The following is a 20,593-nucleotide window of genomic DNA, read 5'->3' on the forward strand; positions in this document are numbered from 1 at the left end:
GAACACAGTGTTTTGAACAGTCCGGGAAATCAACTTCCGTCAACTAGGGGCAGGTAGGAAACCAGCCCTCGGAATATGCGCCCGGACTGATACACCTTCCCTCCTCAGCGCTACGCGTCAGGCGTGTGTGCGAAATGGCGGGGGGTGTGATGTCGGGGCACGAACACCTGGCACAGGCCCTGGCCGCGTGCGGCCGTGACGGCTTCACCGGAGAGCTGCGGATCACCGGCACGCCCGGCGGCGCCTTCCACTTCGGGGACGGCCGGGTGGTCGCCGCGGAGTCGCCCGGCGCACCGGGCCCGGAGGCGCTGCTGCTGCGCTCGGGGCGGGTCAGCGGCGAGGAGTGGGCCGAGCTGGTGCGCGAGTCCGGCGGCTCGCGCTGGCCGGCCACCGCGCTCATCGCGCACGGCTACGCGGGGGCCGCGCAGCTGCGGGTGGTGTGCTCGCTGGCCCTGCACGACGCCGCGTTCGCGATGGCCGCGGGCCGGGTGGAGGAGTGCGAACGCCTCCCCACCGCGGAGCCGTTCGCGCAGGTCCCGCTGGGTGAGCCGCCCCTCAGGCTGCTCCAGGACGCGGTCCGCAGACTCGCCGCCCTGGCCGCCCTGCCGCACCCCGTGCACCCGGACCGGGAGCGTCCCGTGCGCTCCGGCACGGGCAGCGCGGCCGGGGCCCTGCGGCACGAGCTGCTCACGCAGGCCGACGGCCGCAGTACGGCCCGCGACCTCGCCTTCCGGGTCGGGCGTGGGGTCTACACCGTGACGGTCGAGATCGCCCGCATGCTCGACGAAGGGCTCCTGGTGTGCGCGGGACCGCCCGCACCCGTCGCGGTCCGTTCCCTCCCCGAGGGCGACGAACTGAGGCCCCGCAGGCCCCCGCCCGAGGAGCGGCCCCCGGCCCCGGCGAGAACCGATCTGCCCCGACGAAAACCCGGCGGCTTCTTCCGGCTCAGAAACGGGACGTCCACATGAAAAAGCCGATCAGACGCGAACAGAATTAGGGGAGTGGAATTCATGGATCACCAAGCGCTGGCGCTCGAAATGCGCGGGCTGCGCGAACAGGTCACCGGAATCACGGACACCGCGCTGGCCGCCGCGGACGGGCTGCTCATCGCCGCGGACACCGCCGACTCGATCGACCCGGAGGGCCTCGCCGCGCTCGCGGCGGCCGGCCTCGGCCTTGCCCGGCGCACCGCCGGGGCGACCGCCCGCGGCACGCTGCGCCGGACGGTGACATACGGCAGCCACGGCTGCGCCGCCTTCTACGCCGTCGGGGACACCGCCCTGATGGTCGTGCTCGGCGACGAGGGCCTGGACGTGGACCACCTGCACCGGGCGACCCAGCCGACCCTGAACCGGATCGGCTCGATCCTCACCGACAAGGCGTCCGGAAAAGCACCAGAAGGAGTCTGAAGGGATGGCGACGAAGCGTATGACCCCAGGTTTCTCCGACCAGGTGATGGGCCTGGTCAAGTCCCTTCGCACCGATGCCCCCGACTGCGTCGCGTCCGGTGTGGTCGACATGTCCACCGGCATGCTGCTGTCGTACGAGACCGTCGAGAGTCACCCGCCGGAGGTACTGGACCTCCTGGCGGGTGCGACGCTCGACCTGTTCCAGGGCCGTACGGTCGTGATGATCGAGGACGTCTTCAAGGAGCGCCGCGGGGTCAGCAGCGACAACCACTTCTTCCAGGAGATCCTCGTCAACAGCGAGAACCTCACGCACCTGTTCGTGCGGCTGGTCGAACAGCAGGACGTCGTGGCCGTCGTGGTCTGCCGCAAGTCGGTCAACGTCGGCATGCTGTTCGCCCAGGTCCGGCGGGTGGTGAAGGAGTACAGCCTCTGAGCGGACACCCGGCTGCGGGCGGTTACTCCGTCCGCAGCCCGTCCGGCCGCATCAGCCTCAGCAGCGGCGGCAGACTCAGCAGCGTCACCACGAGGACGACCCCGGCACCCACACCGGTCATCGACAGCACACTCGGCCAGTCCACGCGGACCGTCGTGCCCGTCATCTTCAGCAGGACCGCGCCCAGCGTCAGCCCCACCACCGAGGCCAGCAGCAGCCCCAGCGAGATCGGGATCGCCGTCTGCCACAGCACCGACAGACTCAGGGTGCGCCGCCGGGTGCCGAAGGCGACCAGCGCCGACAGCAGCTTCTTGCGCTCCCGCAGCTGCTCCAGCTGGGAGACCAGCAGGCTCGCCCCGATCAGCGCGAGGACACAGGCGGCGCCCACGAACAGGCCGGTGCGGATGGAGGAGTAGCGGTCGTTGCTCTCGGTGGACACCCAGGTCATGGGCTCCTCGTACGGGTTGATCCGGACGGCCGTGTTGCGGACGTGGTCGCGCGCGTCCGGCAGCGAGTCGTCCACCCGCACATAGATCTCTCCGCGCACCCCCGCGGCGGCCTGTGCCGGGAAGGCGCCCGGGGTGAGCAGGATTCCGCCGCGCCGGTAGCCCGTCGGGTCGGCGATGGACTCCGCCTGCTTGACGCCCTTCGGGACCGTCCAGGCGACCGAGGTCTGCTTCTCCGCGGCCTCGGAGATGTCGAACCAGAGCTTCTCGCCGGGCCGGGCCGTCACGTTCGACGCGTCGTCGGCGTTCTGCCTGTCGGTGTCGCCCTCGCCCGCCGCCGGCGCGACATGCGAGACGAAGATGTCGCCGTCGCGGCAGGAGGGCAGCTTGGCCACCTCACGCAGGGACGTGCAGTCGGCGACGGTCACCCGGGCCCAGTTCGCGTTCTCGCCCGAGCCGTCGTTGACGAAACCCTCGCCGAACGCGTACACCTTCCGGACGCCCTTGGTCGCGGCCAGTTCCTTCGCGGTCGCCGCGAGCGCCTTCCCCTTCGGGACAGTCACCTGCATCTGCGCCCGCGAGATGTCGTAGCCGGTGTCCTTCGTGTAGTCGCTCGAGGTGCCCGCGAACAGCATCTGCAGGGCGATCGCCCCGGCCACCGCGACCGCGATCCCGTTGACCATCCGGGCGGCCGTGCCGCTGCTCAACTGGAGCCTGCGTACGGCCAGTTGCCAGGACACCGCGCCCGCGCCCAGCCGGGCCACGACCGCCTCGACGATCCACGGCAGCAGAGCGGTCACACCGACAAGGAGCAGGATGACACCGCCGCTGACGAGGTACTGGTTGAAGTCGCCGCCGTCCCGGCCCTGTCCGACCATCGGGTACAGCATCCCGAGCCCGGCCAGCGGCAGCAGCAGCCGCCACCACAGCCGGCGTCGCGCGGGCTTCGCCGTACGCACCACGCCGAGCGGCTCGATCACCACGCCCCGCAGGGCGAGCAGCGTCACCAGCACGGCCGCCGCGGGCACCGCGACCGCGACCAGCAGGGCCAGCAGCGGCGAGGGGTTGAGATAGCTCGGGAACACGCTCTGCCCGAACACCTCGACGGAGCCCGCCACTTCGCGGCCGATCAGGAAGAACCCGGTGCCGAGCACGAGACCGAGCACCGAACCCGCCAACGCCTCGCCGGCGGCGATCCGCCGGGTCGAGCGGCCGTCGGCACCCACCAGACGCAGGGCCGCGAGCCGCCGGTCGCGCCGCTCGCCGCCGAAGCGCGCGGCCGCGGTGATGAACACGGCGACCGGCATCAGGAGCACCACGAAGACGACCAGGACCAGCAGCACCAGCACCGGGTCGGAGTCCGACTCGGTCGGGTTCGGGTTCCCGTACTTGTCGATCCGGCTGATCCCGGCGCCGTTGATGTCCTGGGCGGCGAGCCCCTCGGCCCCGCGGTAGAAGGCGAGTTCGTGGGAGCCGATCAGCCCGCTCTCGTCGATCGTCCCGGCGATCCGGTTCGGCAGCCGCTCTCGCAGCAGCTTGCCGTCCTCGGATTCCAGCAGTTTCTTCAGCGCGGGGGAGACGACCATCTCGCCGACCGCGGGGAACTTCGCGACCCCGGGCGGCAGGGGCGCCTTCGGCCCCTCGGGCTCCAGGTCCCGGCCGCGGATGTCGGTGTCCCGGAAGGTGGTCGACGCGTTCCCCGACAGCAGGGTGTTGTCGGCCTTCTTCATGTCTTGCCCGTAGTTGATGTCCGCACGGGCGTCGCCCCGTTCGTGCCGGACCGCCAGCGCGTTCGGCAGCGCGGTGGTCAGCAGCAGCAACGCCACCCCGAGCCCGACCCCGACCGCGGTCAGCAGCGCCCGGACCCACCCCTCGCGCCCGCCCGCGAAGGCGAACCGAATCCCCATGGAGAGGTCTCTCCACCACTGCCTCACGCTCATACGACCCGCTCCATGTCCCGGGACTTCCCGTCCCGTACGACGATCTCGCGGTCGGAGTAGGCGGCCACCCGTGCCTCGTGCGTGACGAGGACGACGGCCGCGTTGGTGGAGCGGGCGGCCTCGGTGAGCAGGTCCATGACACGCTCGCCGTTGAGGGAGTCGAGGGCGCCGGTGGGCTCGTCGGCGAACAGCACGCGCGGGTTGGTCACCAGGGACCGGGCCACGGCCACGCGCTGCCCCTGACCGCCTGAGACCTCACCGGGCCGCTTCTTCCTCAGGTCGTCGACCTCCAGGCGCTCCATCCAGCCCAGAGCCGCCTTCTCGGCCTCCTTGCGGGAGGTGCCGTTCAGTCGCAGCGGCAGCGCCACGTTCTCCACACAGGTCAGCTCGGGGACGAGCTGCCCGAACTGGAAGACGAACCCGAACTCGGAGCGCCGCAGAGCGCTGCGCTCGGTGTCGTTCATCGTCGCCATCTCGCGGCCGTTGTACATGATCGAGCCCGAGTCGGGCGTGACGATCCCGGCGAGACAGTGCAGCAGGGTCGACTTGCCGGACCCGGAGGGGCCCATGACGGCGACGACCTCGCCGGGGTGGATGGAGAACTGGGCGCCGTCGAGCGCGACGGTCGGACCGTAGGTCTTGCGCAGCTCGTCGGCGACGAGCAGGGAACCGGCCGGGGTCACTTGACCACCACCTCCGCGAGCTTGTCGAGACGTGCGGCGGTCAGCTCCAGCCAGCGCAGGTCTGCTTCGAGATGGAACAGGGCGTGGTCGCAGATCAGCTGGTCGGCGAGGTCACCCTTGCGCTTGCGGTCGGTGAGGATGCGCATCATCCGCAGATGCTCGGCGCGCTGGTTGTCGAGGATGTCTCCGGCGTCCCGGTGCGTGAGCAGCGCGAGGACGACCTTGGTGTACAGCGTGGACTGGAGATACGGCTCGGGCTTCTCGGGCGTGGCGAGCCACCGCTGTACGTCGGTGACCCCGGCCTCCGTGATGGCGTAGCGCTTGCGCTCGGGGCCGTCGCCGGGTTCGACCCCGTCGACCTCGACGAGGCCGTTCTTCAGCAGCCGCGACATCGTCGAGTAGACCTGGCCGTAGTGCAGTGGCCGGTCGTGACCAAACTTCTCGTCGAAGGCCCGCTTGAGGTCGTAACCGTGGCGGGGCCCGGACTCCAGGAGCCCTAGGAGGGTGTGACCGATGGACATGAGGAGGACTGTACATGCGGTGTATACCCCTCGTGTATACGCGCAGTGTGCAGTCGCGTCCGGGGCGTGTGGAGCCGCAGGTGGGGGCCGATTGTCACGGTTCTGCTACACGCGCTCAAGGGCCATGGGTGTCCCGGCCGTCCCGGGCGTCCCGGCCGTCCTTGGGTGGCCGTCCCCGGCGCGGCAGCGGGCCGGCGTCACCGGGCAGGCGGCCGGCCTCCTTCAGGGCCCTGCGCAGCAGGAACTCGATCTGCGCGTTCGCCGACCGCAGTTCGTCCCCGGCCCACCGCGCCAGCGCCTCGTACACCAGCGGGTCCAGCCTCAGCAGCACCTGCTTGCGCTGCTGAGGCCGCCGCTCGGGGGGGTCCCCCTCGAAAGGTGCCGTCACTGGTAGAGCGTCCCGGTGTTGAGGACCGGCTGCGGGGCGCGGTCGCCGCACAGCACCACCATCAGGTTGGACACCATCGCCGCCTTGCGCTCCTCGTCCAGTTCCACGATGTCCCGCTCGGTGATCCGGGCGAGCGCCTCCTCGACCATGCCGACCGCGCCCTCCACGATCTGCCGCCGGGCCGCGACGACCGCGCCGGCCTGCTGCCGCTGGAGCATCGCCGAGGCGATCTCCGGCGCGTAGGCGAGGTGGGTGAAGCGGGACTCGATGATCTGTACGCCGGCCGACTCCACGCGCGCGTGCAGCTCGGTGGCGAGCTTCTGGGTGATCTCGTCGGCGTTGCCGCGCAGCGAGAGCCCGTCCTCCTCGTGGGCGTCGTAGGGGTACTCGATGGCGATGTGCCGTACGGCCGTCTCGGTCTGGGTGGCGACGAACTTCACGAAGTTGTCGACCTCGAAGGTGGCCTGCGCGGTGTCCTCGACCTTCCACACCACGACCGCGGCCAGCTCGATCGGGTTGCCGTAGGCGTCGTTGACCTTGAGGACGGCGGTCTCGTGGTTGCGGACCCGGGTGGAGACCTTGGTCCGGGAGGTGAAGGGGTTCACCCAGCGCAGGCCGTCCTGGCGGATGGTGCCCTTGTAGCGCCCGAAGAGCTGGACGACCCGGGCCTCGCCCGGCGCCACCGTGTTCAGGCCGCGCAGCGAGATGAGCGCGGCGATCAGCACGAGGACCCCGCCGACGGCGAAGCCGGGGCTCTCCCCGCTCGCGGCGAACAGGAAGACGGCGATCAGCAGCCCGGCCAGGCCCAGCAGCAGCACGAGCGCGCCGCCGATGCTGTGCGCGGCCACCTCGCGTACGCGTGGGGCAGGCATGTCGGGTGTGTCGGCGATGGGTGCGGAGTCTTGCGCGGACATAGGGGTCCCCCGTCTAGCTCGGTTATAGCAAAGTGATAGCACTTTACCCCGTCCTGGCAACCTTGACACCCTCTCGGAGGTCTGGTTCCGAGGAGGCGGGTGCTGATTCTCACGCCCGCCCGGGACCTGATCGAAGGCGCTGTGTCATATAGACCGGTGTTAGCTTTCTGAGCTGACCTGAGCCACGAACCGGTGTGGCCGCCGATGAGGAAGCGGAGCGAGTCGACCCATGGGACGAGCGGAAGAGAGAAGAGCACGTCAGCGCGGTGGCCGCCGCGCGGCGCCGCCCACGCGCTCGTCCGGGACGCCGAGCGACGGCATCGTGACCGGCGGCAGGGCCGCGGCGCGCAGGGCGGCGCAGGGCAAGAAGGGCGCGAAAAAAGGTAAGAGCGGCATACGCCGGCTCTTCACCTGGAAGAAGATCCTCGGCACCTTCCTCGGCTTCTGCCTGCTCGGCATCGGCGCCTTCATCGTGATGTACATGATGATCTCCGTGCCCAAGGGCAACGCGAAAGCTCAGGAACAGAGCAACATCTACAAGTACAGCGACGGCTCGGTCATGGCCCGCGAGGGCGACACCAACCGCGAGATCGTCGACCTCTCCGAAGTGCCCAAGCCGGTTCAGCGCACCTTCGTCGCGGCGGAGAACAAGACCTTCTACACGGACGTCGGCATCGACCTCAAGGGCACCGCGCGCGGTCTCATCAACACCCTGTCCGGCAAGGGCAAGCAGGGTGGCTCCACGATCACCCAGCAGTACGTCAAGAACTACTACCTCGACCAGGACCAGACCGTCACGCGCAAGCTGAAGGAACTGGTCATCTCGTTGAAGGTGGACCGCACGACGTCCAAGGACAAGATCCTCGCGGGCTACATCAACACCAGCTATTACGGCCGCGGCGCCTACGGCATCCAGGCCGCCGCCCAGGACTACTACCGCGTCGACGCCCAGAAGCTCAGCGTCGCGCAAGGCGCCTATCTGGCCGCGCTGCTCCAGGCCCCGAGCCAGTACGACTGGGCGGTCGCCACGCCCACCGCCAAGAAGCTGGTTCAGGAGCGCTGGAACTACGTCCTGAACAACATGGTCGAGCAGGGCTGGCTGGACAAGACCGAGCGCGCGGGCATGAAGTTCCCGGTGCCCAAGGAGCCCAAGGCCGCCCCAGGCCTCGAGGGCCAGAAGGGCTACTTCATCAAGCTCGCCAAGCAGCAGCTCGAGAAGCAGCTGGTTGCCAAGGAGGGCATCACCCAGGACGAGGCGGAGGCCCGGGTCGAGAACTCGGGTTGGACCTTCACCCTGAACATCGACAAGAAGAAGCAGGCCCAGCTGGAGAAGGCGGTCAAGACCCAGCTGACCAGCCAGCTGAACCCGAAGAAGCGGCCGGTCGACAAGAACGTCCAGGCCGGTGCCGCCTCCGTCGACCCCAAGACGGGGAAGATCGTCGCCCTGTACGGCGGCACCGACTACACCAAGCACTTCTACAGCAACGCCAACCGCACCGACTACCAGCCCGCGTCGACCTTCAAGCCGGTCATCCTCGCCGCCGCGCTGGAGAACGGCTCCGAGACGCAGGGCGGCAAGACGATCGGCGCGAACACGATCTACGACGGCACCAGCAAGCGTCAGGTCGTCGACAGCAACGGCGACAAGGTCGGATTCGCTCCCGAGAACGAGGACGACGGGAACTACGGCAAGGTCACCGTGCAGACGGCGATGGACAAGTCCATCAACTCCGTCTTCGCGCAGATGGGCGTGGACGTAGGCATGGACAAGGTGCTGGCGACGGCCACCAAGCTCGGCATGGACACCGGCAAGCTGAGGCCGCTGCCCGCCTACACCCTGGGCACCATGGGCGCGAGCCCGATCCAGATGGCCGCTGTCTACGCCACCCTCGACAACCACGGCAAGCAGGTCACGCCGACCATCATCAAGTCGGCGGAGCAGGGCGGCACCGAGTTCCAGATGCCCGACCCGATCGGCGAGCAGGTCATCAGCCGGAAGGCCGCCGACACGGTGACCTCGGTGCTGACCGGTGTGGTCGACGACGGTACGGCCAAGAAGGCCGTCCAGCAGAACCCCGCACGTGACGGCCGCAAGGTCGCCGGCAAGACGGGTACCTCCGACGACAACAAGTCGGCCTGGTTCACCGGCTACACCCCGGACCTGGTCACCTCGGTCGGTCTGTTCGGCGAGGACTACAAGACCCACGGGCAGAGCAAGCTGTACAACACGGCCGGCCTCGACCGCGTCAACGGCGGTGGCTTCCCGGCGCAGATCTGGGCGGCGTACACCTTCGGCGTCGCGGCCGAGAACACCAAGTTCGACCTCGACACCGACCAGGGCGCCGCGGTCCAGCCGACGTGGACACCGAAGCCCTCGGTGACCCCGTCGGAGACTCCCTCGGAGACGCCCTCGGAGACCCCGTCGGAGACTCCCTCGGAGACGCCGTCGGAAACCCCGTCGGAAACCCCGTCGGAGACGCCGTCGCCGAGCGCGCCGACCGGTGAGCAGAGCACTCCCGTCGAGACGTCGACCTCACCACTGAACCCGTTCGACCCGAACGACGACCAGTAGCGAACGAGAGAGGGCGCCCGGTGATCACCGGGCGCCCTCTCTCGTTTCCTAGCTCCTGTTGAGCTCGAACCACACCACCTTGCCGGTGCTGAGCCGGGTCGCTCCCCACCGCCGGGCCAGCCGGTTGACGAGGTACAGGCCCCGGCCGCCCTCGTCGGTGGCCCGCGCCTGCCGCAGCCGCGGCAGTTGCGGCACGTCGTCCCCGACCTCGCACCGCAGCACATCCGTGCGCAACAACCGAAGCGTCACCGGCCGCGTCGCGTACCGGACCGCGTTGGTCACGACCTCACTGACCAGCAGCTCGACGGAGTCGGTCATGTCCTCCATGCCCCAGCGGGACAACGCCCGCCGCGCGAGCCGCCGCGCACGGCCCGGGGCCGCGTCCTCCGGCTCCAGGAACCAGTACGCCACATCGCTGGGCGCGATCCCGTCGAAGCGGGCCGCGAGCAGCGCGATGTCGTCGTCCCGGTCGCCAGGACCGAGCATGTCCAGCACCTCGTCGCACAGTGCCTCCAGCGGCGGCGGATGATCCGGCCCGGTGAGCTGCGCGGTGGCGGCGAGCTTCTCGCGCAGCTGCTCTATCCCGGTCCACACGTCCCGCAGCCGGGACTCGACGAGCCCGTCGGTGTACAGCAGCAGCGTCGCCCCGGCCGGCGCGTCCAGCTCCACGGCCTCGAAGTCCACGCCCCCGACACCGATCGGCGCGCCCGGCGGCACCCGGAGCACCTCGGCCCGGCCGCCCAGATGCAGCAGCACCGGCGGCGGATGACCGGCGTTGGCGATGGTGATCCGGTGCGACACCGGGTCGTACACGGCGTAGAGGCAGGTCGCCATGCGGTCCGTACCGAGCCGCTGGGCCTGCTCGTCGAGGTGGTGCAGCACCTCCTGCGGGGGCAGGTCGAGCCCGGCGAGCGTCTGCGCGGTCGTCCGCAGCTGGCCCATGATCGCCGCGGACGTCATGGAGTGCCCCATCACGTCACCCACGACCAGCGCGACCCGGCTGCCGGGCAGCGGGATCGCGTCGTACCAGTCACCGCCCACCCGGGCCGTCTCGGCGGCCGGCAGATAGCGCGAGGCCAGCCGTACGCCGGTCGGCCGCGGGAGCGTCTCGGGCAGCATGGTGCGCTGCAGCTCGTCGGCGATGTACGCCTCACGGCCGTACAGGACCGCCTTGTCGATGCCCAGCGCGCTGTGCGTGGCCAGCTGGGCGGCGACGAGCAGGTCGTCCGGGTCGAAGGGGATCCGGTCGGGGCGGCGCAGGAACAGGGCGGCGCCGATGACCCGCCGCCGGCCGCGCAGCGGGGCGAGAATCGCCCGCCGACCGGTCGGTACGGCGAACTCGCAGCCTTCGCCGAGCAGTTCCGGCAGCGCCGCATGGGCCGCGGGGGTGTCCGTGAAGACCGGCCGCACCCCGCGCAGCACCTCGGCGAGCGCGCTGCCCGGCTGCACCTCGCACAGTTCGGTGCCGAGCGCGTCCAGCTCGGTCGGATTCTCCGGCACCGGCACCGGCAGGATGCCGTCCTCCAGGTCCCGCTCCTGCTGCGGGATGCGGTCGCTGCGCCGCAGCCGCAGCACGAGGGGGCCGGTGGGCCGCTCGTCGCCGACGGGCAGCGGATCGCGCAGATAGACGAGGATCGCGTCCGAGAAGGTCGGCACGGTCGCCCGGCACAGACCCATCACGATCTCGTCCAGGTCGATGCCGCGGGCGATCCGACGGGTCGCCGCGCCCACGAAGCGCAGCCGGTCGCCGTCGCGCCGCATGGGCGTGGGCCGGCCCGGGGCCAGCCCCTGCCCGGTACGGCGTTCGTCACCGCTCGGGAGCGGCCGCTCGTCCCCACCGCCCGGCTGGACCGGCACCCCCTCGGGGACGGGCCTCGGGCGGTGCGTGTCCGGCTCCGCGGCGGCCGGCTGGGAGTGCTCGGGGCCGGTACCGGCCGGGTTCATGCCCATGTCCTTGTGGTTGCCGGTCCTGCCGGTCGTGCCGCTGCCTGCCTGGACGACGGGTGCCGCCTCCGGAGCGGAGTCACCGGAGCGCGCCTGGACCGGTAGAACGGTCGGTGCCTCGACGCCCTGGGCGGGCGGTGGCGCCGGGGAACGCAGGAGCGCCCCGCGGGGGTCCGTGGGGTCGACGCCCGGCTGGGGGCGTTCGAAGGAGGTCGGGTGCTCCGTCACGCGTGTCGAATCCGTCCGTCCGGGGCTGCGCGCCGTACGCGCAGTGGGTCCCGCCGAAATCCCGATACCCGGAATACGTGTCCCAGGAACGGAATTCCCGTGTGGTCAGGGGCTGTTCCTGCGTTTTTGGTCAACCTTCCGAGGTCCGTACCGGTGTTGCCCTCGTACCCCACGCTCACGTCCTGCCGCCCCTCGGTGACGATCGGTCAAGCCCAGTGCCCGCTCCGGTAGTTGCCACTGCGCACTCTTGCGGAGGACGATCCTACGTTTGCAGCCCGGGGGCGCATCAAGGGTCTCATGAGGACAAGTGCGCGGGAGTACGGTCCCAGTCTTCCGGAAGGAGCGGGACAGTCCAGGACGGATCGGGCCGCCAGTCGGGCCAGCCGTCCGAGAACGGCGGGCCCCAGGCGCGGATCACCTCCACCGCGGAGCGCCCCGCCGACCTGACCTGTTCGGCCAGGTCCGGGCCCATCAGCCCGTCCCGCTGGGCCTGCGCGAACTCGTCCTCGTCCCGCCACTGCCAACTGCGGTCCGGATCCACGGTGATGTCCAGGAAGTGGTCCTCGGAATCCACACCCCCGGCCCAGCGCGCCAGCGGCTCCTCGAGGTTCACGTACCAGTTCTTGAACCGCCAGCCCGGCTCCCAGAACAGCCACACCGACCACGGCAGTCCCGGCCGCGCCAGCTTCAGCACCCCGGTGCCGAACCAGCGGTCCCGCTGCACGGCACGCGGCTTGGTGTAACGGGACTCCAACGGCTCGGCGTGCACCGGCGTCCCGTCGGCCAGCACCGGCCGCACACACTCGGTGCCCGGCGCCAGCCACACGGCGAGCAGGTCCTCGTCGTCGCGAACGACGGTGACCGGGCGGGCGATGTGGAAGTGCGCGCCCGCGTTCTCCCGGTAGCGCCACAGGATGTGACTCCCCGGCTCCCAGAAGTGCGCCGACGTACCTGCTTCCACCGCTCTCACCGCTCCACCGTCTGCCATGCACAGATATTAGGTGCCATAGGCATACGACGCTGCGGTGCGCGTCACGGTTCACGCCGACGGCGGGAAAGGTTACGGCCGTGTCATCCGCAGGACATCCAGCGCCTCGTCGAGCTGCTGCTCCGTCAGGTCGCCGCGCTCGACGTACCCGCTCTCCACCACGACCTGCCGGATCGTCTTCCGCTCGGCCAGGGCCTTCTTGGCGACCTTCGCGGCCTCCTCGTACCCGATGTACTTGTTGAGCGGGGTGACGACGGAGGGCGAGGACTCGGCGTACTTCCGGGCCCGTTCGCGGTGGGCCACGATGCCGTCGACGGTCCGGTCGGCGAGCAGCCGGGAGACGTTGGCGAGCAGCCGGACCGACTCCAGGACGTTCTTCGCGATGACCGGCAGCATGACGTTGAGCTCGAAGTTGCCGGCCGCGCCGGCGGTCGCGACGGTCGCGTCGTTGCCGATCACCTGGGCGGCGACCATCAGAACGGCCTCCGGGATCACGGGGTTGACCTTGCCGGGCATGATCGACGAACCGGGCTGGAGGTCGGGCAGGGAGATCTCCGCGAGGCCGGTCATGGGCCCGGAGGACATCCACCGCAGATCGTTCGCGATCTTCGTCAGGCCGACCGCGATGGTCCTGAGCTGCCCGCTGGTCTCGACGATGCCGTCCCGGGCACCCTGCGCCTCGAAGTGGTCCCGCGCCTCGGTGAGCGGCAGCCCGGTGGTGCGGGCGACCTCCTCGATGACGGCGGCGGAGAAACCGGGCGGGGTGTTGATGCCGGTGCCGACGGCGGTACCGCCGAGCGGCAGTTCGGCGAGCCGGGGAAGAGAGGCCCGCAGCCGCTCGATCCCGTAGCGCACCTGTGCCGCGTATCCGCCGAACTCCTGACCCAGCGTCACCGGGGTGGCGTCCATGAGATGGGTCCGCCCGGACTTCACGACGTCGGCGAACTCCTCGGACTTGCGGGTGAGGGCGTCGGCGAGGTGCTGGAGCGCGGGGATCAGGTCCCGGGTGACGGCGGCGGTGGCGGCGATGTGGATGGAGGAGGGAAAGACGTCGTTGGACGACTGGGAGGCGTTGACGTGGTCGTTGGGGTGCACGTCACGGCCGAGCCGCTCGGTCGCCAGCGTCGCGATGACCTCGTTGGTGTTCATGTTGGACGAGGTGCCGGACCCGGTCTGGAAGACGTCGACGGGGAAGTGCGCGTCCCAGTCACCGCGGGCCACCTCGTCGGCCGCCTCCTGGATGGCCTCCGCGATGTCCTTGTCGAGCACGTTCAGCCGCGCGTTCACCGTCGCGGCCGCCCCCTTGATCCGGGCCAGCGCCTCGATGTGCGCCCGCTCGATCCGCTGCCCGGAGATCGGGAAGTTCTCGACCGCCCGCTGGGTCTGGGCCCGCCACCTGGCGTCCACCGGGACCCGGACCTCGCCCATGGAGTCGTGCTCGATACGAAACGCCTGTTCCTGCTGCTCGTCGGCCACTGCCGATCACCTCCGTCTTGGACAGCGTCTGCCCCCGTGGCACCTATTCCTGCCGCACCCACCGGTCCGGAAACCGCCGCAGGCCCACCTAAGGCGCGTCACCGAGCGCGCGGACACCACCGGAACCCAGCGGCTACCCGCACCCGACCCACCCATCACCACCCGGCACGTCCCCGACGCCCGCCGTCCGGCGGACTCTGAGCGCAGCCGTTGCTCTTGCCCGCCGGCCGGGCCGGTTCAGTTCCACCCGGTCAGGCCGAACCGGGGCGGGGCGCAGGTCCGGTGGGGTGGAGGGGGCGCAATCCATCCCTGGCGTCCTGCGGGAGCTGCGCTCGCTGCGGCGCTCGCAGGGGGATGCTGAGGGGCCGGGCCGGCCGGGCCGGGCTTTGGAAGGAGCCGTTGCCCGTGTGCTCGCTCGGCGGCACCGCTCAGCCCGTTCGGCGACGGGGCGACGCCGTTGCACCGAACGGGGCGTGGGCGCAGGCGCGGGGGGTTCGAGGGGCGTCGTCCCTCCCCGCCGCCCGCGGCAGCCCCCGGCGGGGTCGAAGGGGCGGCTGCCCCTGGGGATGGGACGGGTAGGGGCGGCGGGGGCGAGAACCCTCCCCGCCGCCGCCGAAGGGCGCTACGCCAGGCCAGGTCCGCGCACCGGGATCGTCGTGAACGTCGGTGCGGGTGCCGGGTCCTGGAAGAAGTCGTTGCCCTTGTCGTCGACCACGATGAACGCAGGGAAGTCCTCGACCTCGATCTTCCAGACCGCCTCCATGCCGAGCTCCTCGTACTCGACGACCTCGACCTTCTTGATGCAGTCCTGGGCGAGCCGGGCGGCCGGGCCGCCGATGGAGCCGAGGTAGAAGCCGCCGTGCGTGCCGCACGCGTCGGTGACTTGCTTGCTGCGGTTGCCCTTGGCCAGCATCACCTTGGAGCCGCCCGCCGCCTGGAACTGCTCGACGTAGGAGTCCATGCGGCCGGCCGTCGTCGGGCCGAAGGAACCGGACGCATAGCCCGCGGGCGTCTTCGCCGGACCCGCGTAGTACACCGGGTGGTCCTTCAGGTACTGCGGCATCTCCTCACCCGCGTCCAGCCGCTCCTTGATCTTGGCGTGCGCGATGTCACGGGCCACGACCAGCGGGCCGGTGAGCGAAAGCCGCGTCTTCACCGGGTACTTGGTGAGCTCGGCGAGGATCGAGTCCATCGGCTGGTTGAGGTCGATCTTGACGACGTCACCGTCGGACTCGAGGTGCTCGTCCGTCGTCTCCGGCAGGAACCGCGCCGGGTCCGTCTCCAACTGCTCCAGGAAGACGCCCTCGGCAGTGATCTTCGCGACGGCCTGGCGGTCGGCCGAGCAGGACACGGCGATGGCGACCGGGCAGGAGGCGCCGTGCCGGGGGAGGCGGACCACGCGGACGTCGTGGCAGAAGTATTTGCCGCCGAACTGCGCCCCGATCCCGATCTTCTGCGTCAGCTCGAAGACCTTCTCCTCCAGCTCCTTGTCCCGGAAGCCGTGGCCCAGCTCGGAGCCTTCCGCCGGGATCTCGTCCAGGTAGTGCGCGGAGGCGTACTTCGCGGTCTTCAGCGCGTACTCGGCCGACGTACCGCCCACGACGATCGCCAGGTGGTACGGCGGACAGGCGGCCGTACCGAGCGAACGGATCTTCTCCTCCAGGAACTTCATCATGGAGGCCTCGTTCAGGACGGCCTTCGTCTCCTGGTACAGGAACGACTTGTTGGCCGAGCCGCCGCCCTTCGCCATGAACAGGAACTTGTACGCGCCGCCGTCGGTGGCGTACAGCTCGATCTGCGCGGGGAGGTTGGAGCCGGTGTTCTTCTCGTCCCACATGGTCAGCGGGGCCATCTGCGAGTAGCGCAGGTTGAGGTTCAGGTACGCGTCGTAGATGCCCTTCGACAGGGCCGCCTCGTCACCGCCCTCCGTGAGGACGTTCTGTCCGCGCTTGCCCATGACGATCGCCGTGCCGGTGTCCTGGCACATCGGCAGGACGCCCGCCGCCGCGATGTTCGCGTTCTTCAGCAGGTCCAGCGCCACGAACTTGTCGTTGCTCGACGCCTCGGGGTCGTCGATGATCCGCCGCAGCTGGGCGAGGTGCGCGGGCCGCAGGTAGTGCTGGATGTCGTGGATGGCCTCGGCGGCGAGCTTGCGCAGCGCCTCCGGCTCCACCTTGAGGAAGGTCCGCCCGTCGGCCTCGAAGGTGGAGACACCCTCGGAGGTCACCAGCCGGTAGGGGGTGGTGTCCTCTCCCATGGGGAGCAGATCGGTGTACGCGAACTCAGGCATCTCAGCCCATTCCTCACTCTGCGGGTCGACCACCCGCCTCCGTCGGCGGGCCCCACCAGCCTAGAACCTGTCCAGGGACGGAAGTTTGTGAGGTAAGGCTCAGTGAGGTCCCGTGCGCAGGCCAAGAGTTGTCCACAGGGGTAGTCGCGATCTATCGCGTTTGGGTACGCTGCTGTCGTGGACCTTCAGAAGCCCGACCTTGCCCGGCACGCGGGCCCCGCACCCTCGGGCCCCGCGCCCTCTGGCCCCGCACCCGCGGTGGCCGACCTGCGTGCCTCGGACGCCGACCGCGACCGTGTCGCCGACATGCTGCGCGAGGCCCTCGCCGAGGGCCGCCTCAGCGCGGACGAGCACGCCGAGCGGGTCGAGGGGGTGCTGAGCGCCAAGACGGTGGGCGAGCTGGAGGTCTTCATACGGGACCTGCCGGCGGCCCATGGGCGCCGTACCGCCCCCGCCTGGTCCCCGGCCCCCAACCGTCCGACCGACGCGATTCCCCCGGACCCGGACGACAACGTGGTGGCGGTCTTCAGCGCCGCCGTCCGCAAGGGCCGCTGGCGCGCGGGCCGCCGTATCCACGCCTACGCGATCTTCGGCAGTGTCGAGATAGACCTCAGCGAGGCGATCTTCGAGTACCGCCAGGTCGTCATCAAGGCGTTCTCGCTCTGCGGCAGTGTCGAGGTGCGGGTCCCCGAGAACATCTCGCTGCGCGGCACGGGGGTCGGTGTCCTCGGTGACTTCCAGGTGGACACCCTGGACTCGGCCGAGCCGGACGCGCCCGTGGTGTACGTCGACGGCTGGGCCGTCCTCGGCAGTGTCGACGCGAAGCCGAAGCGGGGCAAGCTCGTCGCGGACATCCTCGATCGGGTTCAGCGCGCGGTCGATCGCAAGGTCGACAAGAGTTTGCGCAAACACCTGGATCGTTGACGCTTGTGAATCGGGGTGCGTCCGCAGCGGAAGGATCCGTCCGAGGGTGGCTCCCGGAGGCGCACGCGACCCCCCGGGATCCAGCGGTTCGGGACTCAGTGCATAGGCGCGCGTACAGCGGGTAGGGCTTGCTCCATCGTCTCTCGCTCGCGAAGCCGTCGTCAGGAGTAGACCGTGCTGCAACCGCCGCATTCGTCCCTGCAGGTAGCTGCCGTTCCTGCCCAGCGGGTGCCAGTGCGGGACAGGGACCAAGACGCTCCATGGCACACCGAGGCGGTGTGCCGGCGCGACGAGGCCGGCCTGTTCTTCGCCCCGTCCAAGGAACCCACTGCCGCCAGGCTTTCCCGCGAGGAGGCCGCCAAGCGCGTCTGTGCCCGCTGTCCGGTCATGGTCGAGTGCCGCGAACACGCCCTGCTCCAGCCCGAGCCCTACGGCGTCTGGGGCGGCCTCACCGCAGCGGAACGCCGGGTCGTGCTGGCCCGCAGGCGTCGCCGCGACATGGAACTGAAGAACGCGGCGCGGGCGGCCCGCATAGCCCAGGCGGGCTGAGTACTCGCGCAAGAAGGCGCCCCCACCGCACCGGGGGCGCCTTCTTGATCAACGGCGAGTGGACTCACCTGGGGGCGCGGGGCGGTATCGATGTGCGGCTCCGCCGCGTGGGCGCGACAAGCCACGACGCACCCGCAGCCGCCAACGCCGCACAGCCCCCGGGCTATTTGGCGCGATCGAAATCAATCGCGCTGTAGGCCCGCAGCTTGCTCAGCCGATGCTCCGAGTCGATCCGCCGAACCGTCCCCGACTTCGACCGCATCACGATCGAGTCGGTCGTGGCAGTCTCCGAGCGATACCGGACGCCCCGGAGCAGCTCCCCGTCGGTGATGCCCGTGGCCACGAAGAACACGTTCTCCCCGGACACCAGGTCGTCGGTCGTCAGCACCCGGTCCAGATCGTGCCCGGCGTCGATCGCCCGCGCCCGCTCCTCGTCGTCCTTCGGCCACAGCTTGCCCTGGATCGTCCCGCCGAGGCACTTCACGGCGCAGGCCGAGATGATCCCCTCGGGCGTACCGCCGATGCCCAGCAGCATGTCAACGCCGGTGCCCTCGCGCAGCGCGTAGATCGAGCCCGCCACGTCACCGTCGGAGATCAGTTTGATCCGCGCTCCGGCCTCCCGGATCTCCTTGATGATCCCATCGTGCCGGGGCCGGTCGAGGACGACCACGGTCACGTCCTCCGGAGTGACCCGCTTGGCCTTGGCGACCCGCCGGATGTTCACGGAGACCGGCGCGTCGATGTCGACGAAGTCCGCGGCCTCCGGGCCTGTGACCAGCTTGTCCATGTAGAACACGGCGGACGGGTCGAACATCGACCCCCGGTCGGCCGCGGCCAGGACCGCGATCGCGTTCGGCATGCCCTTGGCGTTCAGCGTCGTTCCGTCGATCGGGTCGACGGCGATGTCGCACTCGGGCCCGGTCCCGTCGCCCACGCGCTCCCCGTTGAAGAGCATCGGGGCCTCGTCCTTCTCGCCCTCGCCGATGACGACCACGCCGTTCATCGACACGGTGGAGACGAGGGCTCGCATGGCGCGCACCGCGGCGCCGTCGGCGCCGTTCTTGTCGCCCCGGCCGACCCAGCGGCCCGCGGCCATCGCGGCGGCTTCGGTCACCCGGACGAGTTCCAGGGCGAGGTTGCGGTCGGGGGCCTCGGAGGGGACTTCGAGTTCGGACGGCAGATGATGATGCTCGGTCATCGGAGCGCACCTTTCTGATACGACGACGGCCGGATGAGGGTTCGACCGTCGACTCTATCCCCAGTCCGACAAAATGAGCAGGGGACCCCACGGATGAGCGGACTGGGCACCTGCGACGATAGGGGGCGTGGCAGGTTCGAACGGCAAGCAGAAGACGGTCCGGGACATGATTCTCTCCCTGGGCCTGATCGGGATCGCGGCGGCGGTCATCTACGTGTTCATTCCGCACGACGAATCCGCTCCCGACATCAAGACGGTCGACTACCGCGTCGAGCTGCTCACGGCCCGCCGCGCGGCCTCCTACCCGGTCGCCGCGCCCGAGGGCCTGCCGGCCGGCTGGAAGGCGACCTCGGTGCGCTTCCGGGGCGACGAGTTCGACGCCTGGCACCTGGGCTTCCAGGCCCCCGGTGATCAGTACGTGCAGATCGAGCAGTCGACTCAGAAGCCGTCCGCGTTCATCGACGAGGCGAGCCAGGGCGCCGAGGCGACGAAGCAGACCCAGAAGATCGCGGGCCGGACCTGGACGCGCTACACGGGCGGCCGTTACGACGCCCTCGTGCACCAGGGCGACGGGGCGACGACGGTGGTAGCGGGCACGGGATCGCTCACCCAGCTGACCGAGATGGCGAAGTCCCTCGAGATGGCGTGAACCGCACGAGAGGGGCCCGGCCGCTCGGCGGCCGGGCCCCTCTCGTCGTGTGTCAGCCGTCTCAGACGGTGGTGACGACCTCGTCGTACGCCAGGCGCGGGGAGCGCGGGAACCAGGCGTCGGCGCCCGGCTTGCCGATGTTGACGACCATCAGCGGGGTGTGGTCGTCGTCCAGGAACTCCTTGCGGACACCTTCGAAGTCCACACCGGTCATCGGGCCGGCGGCGAGGCCCGCGGCACGGACGCCGATGATGAAGTACGCGGCCTGCAGGGCGGCGTTCAGCCCTGCGGCACCCTCGCGGGCGGGGCGCTCGCTGAAGAAGACGTCCTTGGCCTGCGGGAAGTGCGGGAAGAGCTCCGGCAGCTCCTGGTGGAACTCGTTGTCCGCGGAGAGGATCGCGACCAGCGGGGCGGTGGCGGTCTTCGGCTGGTTGCCCTCGGCCATGTGCTGGACCAGGCGCTCGCGGGCCTCGGCGGAGCGGACCAGGGTGATGCGCAGCGGGCTCTGGTTGAAGGCGGTCGGGCCGTACTTGACCAGGTCGTAGATCGCCTGGACCTGCTCGTCGGTCACCGGCTCGTCGGTGAAGGTGTTCGCGGTGCGGGCCTCGCGGAACAGCAGGTCCTGGGCGGCGGGGTCAAGAACGAGAGACATGGAGAAACCTTCTCAAGAGGTACGTGGGCCCCGGAAACGGACCGTGGACCGGTTGACGTCTCCGACCGTACGCCAATGAAGTTCAACCTTCAATCAAACTCGGGGTGTGGTGATCCGCTTCACAGACACCAGCTCTTCCGCCCGCGGCTACTCGGAGTCGCTCTCGCCGTCTTCCGACTCCTCGGCCAGTGCCGCGTCCAGCCGGGCCCGCGCCCCGTCCAGCCACCGCCGGCACACCTTGGCCAGCTCCTCGCCGCGCTCCCAGAGCGCGAGGGACTCCTCCAGCGTCGTACCGCCCGCCTCCAGCCGCCGTACGACCTCGATCAGCTCGTCCCGCGCCTGCTCGTACCCGAGCGCCTCTTCCGCCACCTTGCTGGTCATCCGCCCAC

At 70.1% G+C, this 20,593-nt stretch carries 19 protein-coding genes; 7 read left to right on the top strand and 12 right to left on the bottom strand.

Annotated features, from left to right (window positions below; genetic code table 11):
- Window positions 1-149 precede the first annotated feature (149 nt).
- From ACZ39I_RS13245 to ACZ39I_RS13255, 3 genes are read left to right on the top strand one after another with little or no spacing between them, the layout of a single operon-like run.
- A complete protein-coding gene (locus ACZ39I_RS13245; RefSeq protein ID WP_467244596.1) occupies window positions 150-968 on the top strand; it encodes a MarR family transcriptional regulator in 819 nt (272 codons plus the stop codon).
- Window positions 969-1,010: 42 nt separating this feature from the next.
- Complete coding sequence (locus ACZ39I_RS13250) at window positions 1,011-1,409, top strand: roadblock/LC7 domain-containing protein (RefSeq protein WP_467244597.1); 399 nt, start codon at window positions 1,011-1,013, stop codon at window positions 1,407-1,409.
- 4 nt (window positions 1,410-1,413) lie between these two features.
- Window positions 1,414-1,842, top strand: coding sequence for a hypothetical protein (locus ACZ39I_RS13255; protein WP_451472366.1), 429 nt, complete (start codon window positions 1,414-1,416; stop codon window positions 1,840-1,842).
- A gap of 22 nt (window positions 1,843-1,864) precedes the next feature.
- Here ACZ39I_RS13255 and ACZ39I_RS13260 read toward each other — a convergent pair whose 3' ends face one another.
- The 5 genes from ACZ39I_RS13260 to ACZ39I_RS13280 all read right to left on the bottom strand — a co-directional run bounded on the left by ACZ39I_RS13260 (window position 1,865) and on the right by ACZ39I_RS13280 (window position 6,734).
- Window positions 1,865-4,228: an ABC transporter permease gene (locus ACZ39I_RS13260; RefSeq protein WP_467244598.1), complete on the bottom strand. Its 2,364-nt coding sequence runs from the start codon at window positions 4,226-4,228 to the stop codon at window positions 1,865-1,867.
- A complete protein-coding gene (locus ACZ39I_RS13265) occupies window positions 4,225-4,911 on the bottom strand; it encodes an ABC transporter ATP-binding protein (protein WP_467244599.1) in 687 nt (228 codons plus the stop codon). Before ACZ39I_RS13265 ends, ACZ39I_RS13260 begins: the two co-directional genes overlap by 4 nt.
- Window positions 4,908-5,432 carry a PadR family transcriptional regulator gene (locus ACZ39I_RS13270; protein WP_467244600.1) on the bottom strand — a complete coding sequence of 175 codons (525 nt, stop codon included), beginning with the start codon at window positions 5,430-5,432 and terminating at the stop codon, window positions 4,908-4,910. Before ACZ39I_RS13270 ends, ACZ39I_RS13265 begins: the two co-directional genes overlap by 4 nt.
- Window positions 5,433-5,547: 115 nt before the next feature.
- Window positions 5,548-5,820, bottom strand: a complete 273-nt coding sequence (locus tag ACZ39I_RS13275) for a type II toxin-antitoxin system antitoxin (protein ID WP_467244601.1) — start codon at window positions 5,818-5,820, stop codon at window positions 5,548-5,550.
- Window positions 5,817-6,734, bottom strand: coding sequence for an SPFH domain-containing protein (locus ACZ39I_RS13280; RefSeq protein WP_389997604.1), 918 nt, complete (start codon window positions 6,732-6,734; stop codon window positions 5,817-5,819). Before ACZ39I_RS13280 ends, ACZ39I_RS13275 begins: the two co-directional genes overlap by 4 nt.
- A 229-nt stretch (window positions 6,735-6,963) precedes the next feature.
- Here ACZ39I_RS13280 and ACZ39I_RS13285 point away from each other — a divergent pair, with 229 nt between their 5' ends.
- Complete coding sequence (locus tag ACZ39I_RS13285) at window positions 6,964-9,306, top strand: transglycosylase domain-containing protein (RefSeq protein ID WP_467244602.1); 2,343 nt, start codon at window positions 6,964-6,966, stop codon at window positions 9,304-9,306.
- A gap of 48 nt (window positions 9,307-9,354) precedes the next feature.
- On the opposite strand, the gene ACZ39I_RS13290 is transcribed toward ACZ39I_RS13285, so the two are convergent.
- The 4 genes from ACZ39I_RS13290 to ACZ39I_RS13305 form a co-directional block, all read right to left on the bottom strand.
- A complete protein-coding gene (locus tag ACZ39I_RS13290; RefSeq protein WP_467244603.1) occupies window positions 9,355-11,478 on the bottom strand; it encodes a SpoIIE family protein phosphatase in 2,124 nt (707 codons plus the stop codon).
- A gap of 295 nt (window positions 11,479-11,773) precedes the next feature.
- A complete protein-coding gene (fomD, locus tag ACZ39I_RS13295) occupies window positions 11,774-12,466 on the bottom strand; it encodes a cytidylyl-2-hydroxypropylphosphonate hydrolase (protein ID WP_352388917.1) in 693 nt (230 codons plus the stop codon).
- A 72-nt stretch (window positions 12,467-12,538) separates the two neighbouring features.
- Entirely contained in the window at window positions 12,539-13,942 is a 1,404-nt protein-coding gene (locus ACZ39I_RS13300; RefSeq protein ID WP_467244604.1) for a class II fumarate hydratase, read from the bottom strand.
- A 622-nt stretch (window positions 13,943-14,564) separates the two neighbouring features.
- Window positions 14,565-16,232, bottom strand: coding sequence for a fumarate hydratase (locus tag ACZ39I_RS13305; RefSeq protein WP_467244605.1), 1,668 nt, complete (start codon window positions 16,230-16,232; stop codon window positions 14,565-14,567).
- Between the two features lie 177 nt (window positions 16,233-16,409).
- Between ACZ39I_RS13305 and ACZ39I_RS13310 the strand changes: the two genes are divergently transcribed.
- On the top strand, window positions 16,410-17,156 hold the full coding sequence (locus ACZ39I_RS13310; RefSeq protein WP_467244606.1) for a DUF1707 SHOCT-like domain-containing protein: 747 nt from the start codon (window positions 16,410-16,412) through the stop codon (window positions 17,154-17,156).
- 174 nt (window positions 17,157-17,330) lie between these two features.
- Window positions 17,331-17,705, top strand: a complete 375-nt coding sequence (locus ACZ39I_RS13315) for a WhiB family transcriptional regulator (protein ID WP_164432724.1) — start codon at window positions 17,331-17,333, stop codon at window positions 17,703-17,705.
- Between the two features lie 163 nt (window positions 17,706-17,868).
- Here ACZ39I_RS13315 and glpX read toward each other — a convergent pair whose 3' ends face one another.
- Entirely contained in the window at window positions 17,869-18,903 is a 1,035-nt protein-coding gene (gene glpX / locus ACZ39I_RS13320) for a class II fructose-bisphosphatase (protein ID WP_467244607.1), read from the bottom strand.
- A 127-nt stretch (window positions 18,904-19,030) separates the two neighbouring features.
- Between glpX and ACZ39I_RS13325 the strand changes: the two genes are divergently transcribed.
- Window positions 19,031-19,552 carry a DUF4245 domain-containing protein gene (locus ACZ39I_RS13325; RefSeq protein WP_467244608.1) on the top strand — a complete coding sequence of 174 codons (522 nt, stop codon included), beginning with the start codon at window positions 19,031-19,033 and terminating at the stop codon, window positions 19,550-19,552.
- Between the two features lie 61 nt (window positions 19,553-19,613).
- On the opposite strand, the gene ACZ39I_RS13330 is transcribed toward ACZ39I_RS13325, so the two are convergent.
- Window positions 19,614-20,204 carry a malonic semialdehyde reductase gene (locus tag ACZ39I_RS13330; RefSeq protein WP_403659864.1) on the bottom strand — a complete coding sequence of 197 codons (591 nt, stop codon included), beginning with the start codon at window positions 20,202-20,204 and terminating at the stop codon, window positions 19,614-19,616.
- 147 nt (window positions 20,205-20,351) lie between these two features.
- On the bottom strand, window positions 20,352-20,585 hold the full coding sequence (locus ACZ39I_RS13335; protein WP_352388910.1) for an exodeoxyribonuclease VII small subunit: 234 nt from the start codon (window positions 20,583-20,585) through the stop codon (window positions 20,352-20,354).
- Window positions 20,586-20,593 lie beyond the last annotated feature (8 nt).

The sequence above is a fragment of the Streptomyces sp. NPDC024687 genome (genome assembly GCF_055559055.1).